Annotated in this window: 7 protein-coding genes and 1 riboswitch; of the genes, 6 read left to right on the plus strand and 1 reads right to left on the minus strand. The window is 60.8% G+C overall.

What is annotated here, in order from left to right; all coding sequences use genetic code 11:
* Positions 1-22 precede the first annotated feature (22 nt).
* Positions 23-1072: an OmpA family protein gene (locus AC5FXY_RS09650; RefSeq protein WP_493556456.1), complete on the minus strand. Its 1050-nt coding sequence runs from the start codon at positions 1070-1072 to the stop codon at positions 23-25.
* Positions 1073-1313: 241 nt separating this feature from the next.
* Positions 1314-1426, plus strand: a riboswitch (SAM riboswitch).
* A 73-nt stretch (positions 1427-1499) separates the two neighbouring features.
* Between AC5FXY_RS09650 and metH the strand changes: the two genes are divergently transcribed.
* From metH to AC5FXY_RS09680, 6 genes are all read left to right on the plus strand, one after another.
* Positions 1500-5240 carry a methionine synthase gene (metH, locus tag AC5FXY_RS09655; RefSeq protein ID WP_493556457.1) on the plus strand — a complete coding sequence of 1247 codons (3741 nt, stop codon included), beginning with the start codon at positions 1500-1502 and terminating at the stop codon, positions 5238-5240.
* Positions 5241-5363: 123 nt separating this feature from the next.
* The gene (metF, locus tag AC5FXY_RS09660; RefSeq protein ID WP_493556458.1) at positions 5364-6320 is read left to right on the plus strand and encodes a methylenetetrahydrofolate reductase [NAD(P)H]; all 957 of its coding nucleotides are present in this window, start codon (positions 5364-5366) and stop codon (positions 6318-6320) included.
* A gap of 207 nt (positions 6321-6527) precedes the next feature.
* The gene (locus AC5FXY_RS09665) at positions 6528-7019 is read left to right on the plus strand and encodes a tetratricopeptide repeat protein (protein WP_493556459.1); all 492 of its coding nucleotides are present in this window, start codon (positions 6528-6530) and stop codon (positions 7017-7019) included.
* Between the two features lie 180 nt (positions 7020-7199).
* Complete coding sequence (locus tag AC5FXY_RS09670) at positions 7200-7781, plus strand: energy transducer TonB (RefSeq protein WP_493556460.1); 582 nt, start codon at positions 7200-7202, stop codon at positions 7779-7781.
* 52 nt (positions 7782-7833) lie between these two features.
* Positions 7834-8400, plus strand: a complete 567-nt coding sequence (locus AC5FXY_RS09675; protein WP_493556461.1) for a hypothetical protein — start codon at positions 7834-7836, stop codon at positions 8398-8400.
* Positions 8401-8505: 105 nt separating this feature from the next.
* Positions 8506-9966, plus strand: a complete 1461-nt coding sequence (locus tag AC5FXY_RS09680; RefSeq protein WP_493556462.1) for an N-acetylmuramoyl-L-alanine amidase — start codon at positions 8506-8508, stop codon at positions 9964-9966.
* Positions 9967-10098 lie beyond the last annotated feature (132 nt).

Raw genomic sequence — 10098 nt, forward strand, 5'->3', positions numbered from 1 at the left:
TTAATCCATCCAAGTCCTACCCTCAGCGCACTACCACCTCCACCCGCCGATTGCGCGGCCGTTGTTTGGGGTCGTCGTTGTCAGCTACGGGTCGGGCGCTGCCTAGGCCTGTGGCCAGCAGTCGTTCGGCTTCGATGCCTTGGCGAATCAGGTAGTCGCGTACAGCTTCAGCCCGCTGCTGCGACAGGGCTTGATTTAAGCTGACGTCGCCTACGTTATCGGTGTGGCCGACAATTTCCAGGCGCAACGAGGGATTGGCTTTCAGAATCTGAGCCAAACGTTCCATTTCAGGCAGCGAAGTAGGCAACAGCCGCGGCTTGCTCTGTTCGAAATACAGGTGTTGCAGGGTTACTACCGCCCCGGCGGGCAGCTTGTTCAGTTCGCTTAACTCGTTATCGGCTGCTGGTGCCACGGGCGGTGCTGTCTGGCGGGGCGCGGGGCGAGAAGGCGCCGGCGTACTTGAGCGGGTTGGTCGCGGCGTTGGCGCTGGTGTAGCTGGGCGGGTTACGGGCGGAGCCGTTTCAACGGGCGGGCGGGTAGCAGGGCGCGTAGTGGCCGGCACAGGTTTGGCCGAAGGCGGCAGCGCTGCAAACAAGCTATTGGCACCCACCGGCACCAATTCCCGGCTGTCGGGCAAGCGCCATTGCAACAGCGCCCGGGAGTCGAATATCGTCTGAAAGTAATCGACGCGCAACCGGTAGTACCTGCCCGCCTCCAGCCGAATGCGAACTGCCGCCGGCACGTGGTCTTGCTCGCGCCAGGCATTGATGATGCGCTTGCCGCCCACCCATACCCGCAGGCCATCGTCCATCACGGTTGAGAATTCATACTCGCCCGATACCGGCGCCAGTATGTAACCTTCCCAGCGTACGGAGAAGTGCTCGGCCCCCAGCCCGGGTGCCGGCGGCTGTTTTTGCCAGCTAAAATCGATGGCCGCGTCGCGCCGGCGCAGCACTAGCTGTTCGAAGTTGGTACCGTTATAGTAAGCAGCTTCCAAGCCCGTGCCCACCGGCAGGCTTGTGGACGACGTTTGCGCCGAGGCGGCCTTGCCACCCAATAAAAAAGCGGCCATCAGGCAACCAGCAAATTTCATAATTCCTCAAACGCTAATGCTGCTTAAACTTACTATTACCCATTGAATAACGTCGGACGCCACGCTTTAGCGTATTGGCTCCTTTGGCAAATAAGCATTCAAGACGCTGCCGGCTCGGTCTTTTCATCGAGGAAAAGCTCCACCAACACCAAACATGTAACTTAATCAAGTTACTATTATCCAATTTGGTATTGCGCATTTCGCTATTTATCTTCGCCAAAGCTTATCCAGAAAGACTGAGGGACTGGGCCCTGTGACGTCTTAGCAACCGGCCGCTGCGGCAGAGGTGCTAACTCCCATCCGAGGCCCGCTGGCGTTCGGAGAAGATGAGCGGAACTTGGTGACTGAAAAGTTGCTTAGGCTTTCCGGATACGCGCTTGCCTCCACTGCTATCCGGAACATTTACATGCCTACTGTCCCTGCTTCTCCCCTCGCCGAGCTGCTTGCCCGCCGCGTCATCGTGCTCGATGGTGCCATGGGTACCATGCTGCAGCGCCACCAGCTCACCGAAGAAGATTTTCGCGGCGAGCGGTTTCGGGACCACCCCAAGCCCCTGCGCGGCAACAACGACCTGCTCTGTCTGACGCGCCCCGACATTGTGCGCGGCGTGCATGCCGAGTACTTCGCCGCGGGCGCTGATCTGGTCGAAACCAACACCTTCAGCGGTACCACTATTGCCCAGGCCGATTACGCCTTGGAGCACATCGTGTATGAGCTGAATTACGAGGCAGCCCGGCTAGCCCGCGAAGCAGCCGACGAATACAGTACACCGGAGCGCCCGCGCTTCGTGGCCGGCGCCATCGGCCCCACGAACCGCACGGCCTCGCTCTCGCCCGATGTAAACCGCCCAGGCTTCCGCGCCGTCAGCTTCGATGAGCTGGCTGTGGCGTACCTGGAACAAATCAAAGGTCTCGTGGACGGCGGCGTGGATGCGCTGCTGATCGAGACCATCTTCGACACCCTTAATGCCAAGGCTGCCTTGTTTGCGGCCCAGCGTTTCTTCGACGAGGGCGGCCGCGTGGTGCCCCTCATGATTTCGGGCACCATCACCGATGCCTCGGGCCGCACTTTGTCGGGCCAGACGGTGGAGGCGTTCTGGAACTCCATGCGCCACCTGCCCATCCTGAGTATCGGCCTGAACTGCGCGCTTGGGGCCCAGCAGCTGAAGGTGTACCTGCAGGAGCTGAGCCGCCTTGCCGATTGCTACATTTCGGCTTATCCGAATGCGGGCCTGCCCAACGCTTTCGGTGGCTATGACGAATCGGCCCAGGAATTTGCCGCCGTGCTGGAAGAGTACCTGCAGGAAGGCCTCGTGAACGTGGTGGGTGGCTGCTGCGGTACCACGCCCCAGCACATTGCCGAAGCCGCGAAGCTGGTGGACCGCTATCCGCCGCGTCCGCTGCCGGTGCGCCCCCGTGCGACGCGCCTGAGCGGTTTGGAGCCGGTAAACATCCACCCCGAAAGCCTATTCGTGAACGTGGGCGAACGGTGCAACGTGACCGGTTCGCGCGCTTTCGCCCGCCTGATTCGCTCGGGGCAGTTTGACGAAGCCGTGGCCGTGGCCCGCGCCCAGGTGGAAGGCGGCGCCCAGATTCTGGACGTGAATATGGACGAGGGCCTGCTCGATTCGGTGGAGGCCATGACCAACTTCCTGAACCTGATGGCTTCGGAACCCGATGTGGCCCGCCTGCCCATCATGATCGATTCCTCGAAGTGGGAGGTGCTGGAAGCGGGCCTGAAATGCACGCAGGGCAAGAGCATTGTCAACTCGATTTCGCTAAAGGAAGGCGAAGAGGTGTTTAAACATCACGCCAGCCTGGTGCGCGCTTACGGGGCGGCCGTCATCGTCATGGCGTTCGATGAAGAAGGCCAGGCCGACAGCTACCAGCGCCGCATCGAAATCTGTCAGCGTGGTTACCGTATCCTGACCGAAGAGGTGGGTTTTCCGGCCGAGGACATCATCTTCGACCCGAACATCCTCACTGTGGGCACCGGCATCGAGGAGCACCGCCGCTACGCCATCGACTTCATTGAGGCCGTGCGCTGGATCAAGCAGCACCTGCCCGGCGCGCTGACCAGCGGTGGCGTCAGCAACGTTTCCTTTGCCTTCCGCGGCAATGACCCGGTGCGCGAGGCCATTCACGCGGCTTTCCTGTACCACGCCATCAAGGCCGGGCTGGATATGGGCATCGTAAATGCCGGCCAGCTGGCCGTGTACGACGAGGTGCCCAAGGACCTGCTGGAAGCCGTGGAAGACGTGCTCTTCGACCGCCGCGACGACGCTACCGAGCGCCTCGTGCAGCTGGCCGATAAGCTTAGCCAAACCAAGGGCGACGCCGCGGCCAAGGTGGTGGAAGCCGAAGCCTGGCGCAGCTGGCCGGTGGAAAAGCGCCTGGAGCACGCCCTGGTGAAAGGGATTACCGATTACATCGAAGCTGACACCGAAGAAACCCTTAAGCTGCTCGGCCGCCCGTTGCCCGTGATTGAAGGCCCCTTGATGGCTGGCATGACCGTGGTAGGCGACCTGTTTGGTGCCGGCAAAATGTTCCTGCCGCAGGTGGTAAAATCGGCCCGCGTGATGAAGCGCGCCGTGGCCTGGCTGGAGCCCTACATGCAGGCCGAGCGCGACGCGGCAGCCCTGTCGGGCGGTACCGAAGCCCGCCAGACCGCCGGTAAAGTACTGCTAGCCACGGTAAAAGGCGACGTGCACGACATTGGCAAAAATATCGTGGGCGTGGTACTGGCCTGCAACAACTACGAGGTCATCGACCTAGGCGTGATGGTGCCGCTGGAGAAGATAGTGGCTGAAGCCGAGCGCGTGCAGGCCGACATCGTGGGTTTGAGCGGGCTGATTACGCCTTCGCTTGATGAAATGGTATACGTAGCGCAAGCCTTGGAAAAGCGTGGCCTGCGGGTGCCGCTGCTCATCGGGGGCGCTACTACTTCGCGCCTGCACACGGCGGTGCGCATTGCGCCGGCTTACAACGGCCCCGTGATTCACGTAAACGACGCTTCCCGCGCCGTGCCCGTGGCCTCGCAGCTGCTGGGCCTGGGCCGCGATGCCTATGCTAACGACGTAGCGCAAGAGTACCTGCAGCTGCGCCAGGACCACGCCGGTCGCCAGCGAAACAAGGACTACGTGAGCATCGAGGAAGCTCGTAAGCAGAAATTCCAGGCCGATTGGGCTGCGGCCGATATCGTAAAACCCAGCTTCCTGGGGGCCCAGGTGTTCGACGATTACCCGCTGGCCGAACTCGTTCCGTACATCGACTGGACGCCCTTCTTCCACGCTTGGGAACTGAAAGGCCGCTACCCGCGCATCCTCGAAGACGAAACCTACGGTGAAGCGGCCCGCAAACTGTTTGAAGATGGTCAGGCGCTGCTGAAGCGCATGTTGGATGAAAAGCTGATTTCGGCCCGCGCTACCGTCGGCTTCTGGCCGGCCAACACAGTAGATTCGGACACTATCGAAATTTACCAGGACGACACGCGCCAGCGGGTGCAGACCGAGCTATTCACCCTACGTCAGCAGAGCCTGAAGGCGCCCGGCCTGCCCTACTTAGCCTTCTCCGACTTCCTGGCGCCCAAGGATTCGGGCCGCACCGATTACCTCGGCGGTTTCGCCGTAACGGCCGGTATCGGGCTGGATGCGTTGGTTGCCCAGTTCGAAGCCCAGCACGACGATTACTCCGCCATTATGGCCAAAGCCCTGGCCGACCGCCTTGCCGAGGCGCTGGCGGAGCGTCTGCACGAACGGGTGCGCCGCGAACTGTGGGGTTACGCGCCGCAGGAGCACTTCAACAACGAGGACCTGATCAAGGAGGAGTACCGCGGCATCCGCCCCGCGCCCGGCTACCCCGGCTGCCCCGACCACACCGAGAAAATCACTTTGTTCCAGTTACTCGGCGACGGGCAGACGGGCATCACCCTCACCGAAAACCTGGCTATGTACCCGACGGCCTCAGTGAGCGGCTTCTACTACTCGCATTCGGAGTCGCGCTACTTTGGCCTGGGCCGCATCGGCAAAGACCAGGTGGAGGATTTGGCGCGGCGCAAGGGTATGCCGTTTGCGGAGCTGGAGCGGTGGTTGTCGCCAAACCTGAACTATGAGCCAGCCGCAGAAACCGCCTCGGTCTCGGCTAGCTAAACTCAACTTAAAAGGCCTGCCCTGTGGGGTAAAGCCTACCAATACACAAGCACATTAACCCAACCTCATCTGAGGGAGGAAACCTACGAGCAACGATACGCAAACTCGGAGTTTGCGCTACCCATGAAAGTTACCGAACACCTGGCCCGCGCCAACGGCAAAACCCTTTTCTCCTTCGAAGTGCTGCCGCCGCGCAAGGGCGAAAATATCCAGACGTTGTTTTCGAACATTGAGCCGCTGCTGGAGTTCAAACCGCCATTTATTGACGTGACGTACCACCGCGAGGAGTACGTGTACCGGCAACGTGCCGGAGGCCTGCTGGAGAAGATTACCACTCGCAAACGTCCCGGCACGGTCGGAATTTGCGCGGCCATCAAGGGGCGCTTCGATGTGGATACGGTACCGCACCTGATCTGCGGCGGCTTCTCCAGGGAGGAAACCGAAAATGCGCTCATCGATCTGCACTTTCTTGGCATCGACAACGTGCTGGCCTTGCGCGGCGACCCAATCAAGTCGGAACCTGGCTTTGTGCCTCACCCCGATGGCCACGCTTATGCTTGTGACCTGATCGGACAGGTAGAAGCCATGAACCACGGCCGCTACCTTGACGAGGAGCAAGTTGACACTGCGGCCACCAATTTCTGCATCGGCACGGCTGGCTACCCCGAAAAGCACTTCGAGGCGCCCAACCTGAGCATGGACATGCGCTACCTGAAGCAGAAAATGGACTGCGGAGCCGACTACATTGTGACCCAGATGTTCTTCGACAACCAGAAGTTTTTCGACTTCGTGGACAAGTGCCGTGCGGTGGGCATCACGGCTCCTATTATCCCGGGGCTGAAGCCGCTTACCACCAAAAAGCAGCTTACCATGCTGCCCCGCGCCTTTTTCCTGAACCTACCCGAAGAGCTGGTGGAAGCCGTAGCCCAGTGCCGCGACGACGCGGCCGTCCGCGAAGTAGGCATCGAGTGGTGCATTCAGCAGAGCCGCGAGCTGATGCAGCGCGGCGTGCCCTGCCTGCACTACTACAGCATGGGCAAAGCCGAGGCCGTGCGGCGCGTGGCTGCCGACTTGTTCTAGGCCTCGTACCATACCTTACCTTAATAAACGCTGCCGGGCTGAATCTAGTCCGGCAGCGCTGTTTGGGGCCTATCCCTCGCGGCCCCAAAGCCGAACGCTTGGCAGCAGCCTACGTACTACGCCTATGTGCCTGATCCGTAAGCCGTGGTCGTCAGCCACCTTTGCGCTTCATTGATCATTGCTTATCAATGATTGATCATTGACGATATGCCCGACCGCCCGCAACAACTCGACGAGCTATTTGAGCGCCTGCGCACGGCTACGGCCCCGCTTGAAATCGAGGCCTTGCAGCAGGGCATCTGGCAGCTTTGGCTCGAAACCGATGATCAGGCCCTGAATAAGCACATGGAATCGGGCATGCGGGCTATGGCAGCCGGCGACTACACCCGAGCCATCAGCGACTTTACGTGGCTGGTGGAGCGCTACCCAAAGTTTCCGGAGGGGTGGAACAAGCGCGCTACAGCCCATTACCTGCGCGGCGAGTACCGCGCTTCCCTGCACGACGTAGCGCATACCCTACGGCTGGAGCCCCGGCACTTCGGCGCTCTATCGGGCAAGGCCACTATCCAGCGCATGATTGGCGACGACCGCGGTGCCCTGCGCACGCTGCGCCGCCTGAGCCGGCTGTGCCCAAATCTGCCGGGCCTGCAAGGCCAGCTGCACGACTTGCAGGACCGCTTGGATGACCCATCGGCGTAGGCCGCACTTGTGGAAAATTCCGGGGCTCTAACACTGATAGTTGCATAAATAATTTATAAATTTATCGTTGCGCTTAGGCCTGATTTGAAGCCTAAGCGCAAATCTGTCATTTCTCGCATCCACTACTCACCCACTTAAAATAATCTTTTAACAGGATTATTTTGGGCTTCGCACTCCCGAATGAAAACAACTTTACTCCTAGCGTTGCTGCTATGCTGTGCGCCGGCAGCACTCAAAGCCCAAACCCGCTTGCGCCCCAACGACCTTGACAGTGGCCGCGTGGAAAAGGGCCGCAAAGTGGGCGAGTGGGCTTACTATGCCTTTACCGCCAGTGGCCGCAAAGTGTTGGTGCAGCGCTACGATTACGACAAAAAGCAGCTGCTGTACTTCCGCAAACCCGATGAGCATCCCTACCGCCACGAAGTAGCTGGCGCGTGGCAGCACGGCTACCTGGAGCGGCCCCCAATGTACCTCGGCGGCGACGGTGCCCTTTCCAATTACATGAAGCAGCTGCAATACCCGGCGCAGGCGCGTAACAAAAACGTGCAGGGGCGCGTGGTGGTGCGCTTTGTGGTGGATACGCTGGGTACGGCGCATAACCATGAGGTGCTGACCGGTATCGGGGCTGGCTGCGACGAAGAAGCCCTGCGCATTGCCCGGTCCATTCCGCACGAGTGGATTCCGGGTCGCAAAAATGGGCGGGCAGTGCCGGTGCAGTACGAACTGCCGTTTACATTCCGCATTGCCACGGAAGCCCGCTAGGTTCACTGCCCAAGCAGAACCTAGTATGGCCGCCGTTGCGTAAACTGCGACCATGAAACCCTTCCTTGCTTCTTCGCCCCGCTGGGCACGCGTGGCCTGCTGGGCTGCAGCCGGCCTGCTCGTCGCAGCTTGCGACTCTACGCCGCGTGAGCGGCAAGATGCCGTAAAAGACAGTGCCCGTAAGCTGGATACGCTGGCTGAAAAAGCCGGCGCCACCCTCAAGCGCGCCGGTAGCCGCGCCGCCCGCTGGGACTCCACCTCGCGCACCCGCACCCGGCAGCCCCTGGATGACAAAGCCTACACTACATTCACGGAAGAGCTGCTTGGCTCCTACGGCACTGTCGAAGGCCTGACCGTGGAAAACTTAGAGCCAGCCTATACCCAGCTGTTGCGCCAGACCCGCGACAAGCGCCGCACTTGGACGCAGCGCGATTGGGATTATGCCACCGCCGTGTTTGAGCGCCTGAACGAGCGGTACCGCTCCTTGCGCCTAGATCTGCCGGCGCGGCGCGAGCTGCGCATCAAGGCCCTGCAAGCCGAGTTTACGGCCTTGGAAACGGGCCGTGACCTAAAGGACCTCGGTGATGCGGTGCGCGACAAGCCAGCCAACGCCCGCTAATCAGTAGCTTATTCTCTACCAGAAGCCCCGTTCTTTGCGGGGCTTCTTCGTTTTTACCCGATGTTACGAGTTCTTACGCTTGCCATAGTCTGTTGCCTGGCCCTGATGCCCCTAGCTTCGGCCCAACGACTAATTGAATCAGCTGAAGTGGTACCGGCCCAGGAGCAGTGGCTGCAGCCCGGCGACCGGCTGCAATTGCGCGTGAAGGCCCAGCCTGGCGCCCAACTGACCACGCTGCGCGGCGTGCCCGTACCCGAACTAGCCCCGGCCCTCACCGGCGGGCAGCGCGGCATCTACCAACTCAGCTACGTGGTGCAGCCCGGCGATACGCTCAACGGCCGCCAACTGAAAGTGCGACTGCTGCTGCCCGATGGCCGCCGTGACTCCTTGCTGACGCGCTCCACCGTGCGCTTTCTTAACCCCAACGTGGTACAACTGGCCCGTACTCGCGGCGCCTTGTCCTATCTGAACTACGGCCTGGGCGAAGACCGCCTCGGCGGCGCTAAAATTGGCTACCTTGATTCGCTGGTGCTGCTGCACGTGACGGGCCGCATGGGCGAGCAATACCGCGTGCGCCTTGCCGAACGCCAGACGGCGTGGGTACCGCTGGAAACCGTGAACCTGCTTCCGCCTGGCGGCTTTATGCCGCAGTCGCTCACGGGCTCTTGGAGCGTGAGCGGCGATGCACAGTATGATTACGTGCGCGTGCCGTTGCAGGAGCGCCTGCCTTACCGCTCGCAGTTGCAACTGGAGCCCACACGGCTGGTGGTGGACCTGTTTGGTGCTACTTCCAATACCAACTGGATAACCCAGCGGGCTGGGCTGCAGGAAATCGAAAACGTGTACTACGAGCAGCCGCAGCCCGATGTGTTTCGCATCGTTATTGATTTGAAGCACGCCCAGAGCTGGGGTTACGCCATCGGCTACCAAGGCAACGTGCTGACGATACGCGTCCGGCGCCCACCGCAAAAGCTGGAGCTGAAGGGGTTGACCATCGCCGTGGATGCTGGCCACGGCGGCGACAATCAAGGCGCTGTGGGTGCTAGCGGCGTCAAGGAAAAAGACCTCACGCTGGCCATTGCCCAACAGCTGCGCACCGAGCTGGAAAAGAAAGGCGTGAATGTGCTGATGACCCGCACTGCCGACGTCAGCCTCGACAACGGTACCCGGGTGCTGCGCCTGCGCAAGGCCATGCCGCATCTGTTGGTGAGCATCCACATCAACTCAGCGGGCAGCAAGGACGCGCAGGGCACGGCCACCTTCTACCGCTATGTGGCCTTTCGGCCGCTCTCGCAGGCTATTTACGAGGAGATGGTAAAGACAGGGCTCAAGCCTTGGGGTAACGTAGGCTCGTTCAATTTTGCGCTCAGCGGCCCTACTGAGTTTCCCAACGTGCTGGTAGAAACGGCCTTCGTTTCCAATCCCGACGACGAGCGGCGGCTGGTAGACCCGGCGTTTCAGCAGCAGGTAGCGGAGCGCATTACCGCGGGACTGGAACAATTCCTGAAAGAAACCCGGGCGAAGGGCTTGCGGGGTTGGCTTCGAAAAGAGCCAGCACTGCAGTAGGATCAGCGCCCATTCAAAAGGCGTAAGGCAGCCGTGCCGTACGCTATTTCTTGGTCAATGAATCATCACACTATTGGCTTTTAGCGACTGAGGCGTGCAAGCCTCGAAGCGACACAAGTTCAAAGTTTCCGT

It is taken from the genome of Hymenobacter sp. FMD4 (assembly GCF_058932745.1).

Excerpts from the sequence above, each read along its gene's own strand:
- AC5FXY_RS09680 (WP_493556462.1), top strand. The coding sequence starts at position 8,506 with ATGCCCCTAGCTTCGGCCCAACGACTAATTGAATCAGCTGAAGTGGTA.
- AC5FXY_RS09675 (WP_493556461.1), top strand. The coding sequence starts at position 7,834 with ATGAAACCCTTCCTTGCTTCTTCGCCCCGCTGGGCACGCGTGGCCTGC.
- metH (WP_493556457.1), top strand. The coding sequence starts at position 1,500 with ATGCCTACTGTCCCTGCTTCTCCCCTCGCCGAGCTGCTTGCCCGCCGC.
- AC5FXY_RS09670 (WP_493556460.1), top strand. The coding sequence starts at position 7,200 with ATGAAAACAACTTTACTCCTAGCGTTGCTGCTATGCTGTGCGCCGGCA.
- AC5FXY_RS09650 (WP_493556456.1), bottom strand. The coding sequence starts at position 1,072 with ATGGCCGCTTTTTTATTGGGTGGCAAGGCCGCCTCGGCGCAAACGTCG.
- AC5FXY_RS09665 (WP_493556459.1), top strand. The coding sequence starts at position 6,528 with ATGCCCGACCGCCCGCAACAACTCGACGAGCTATTTGAGCGCCTGCGC.
- metF (WP_493556458.1), top strand. The coding sequence starts at position 5,364 with ATGAAAGTTACCGAACACCTGGCCCGCGCCAACGGCAAAACCCTTTTC.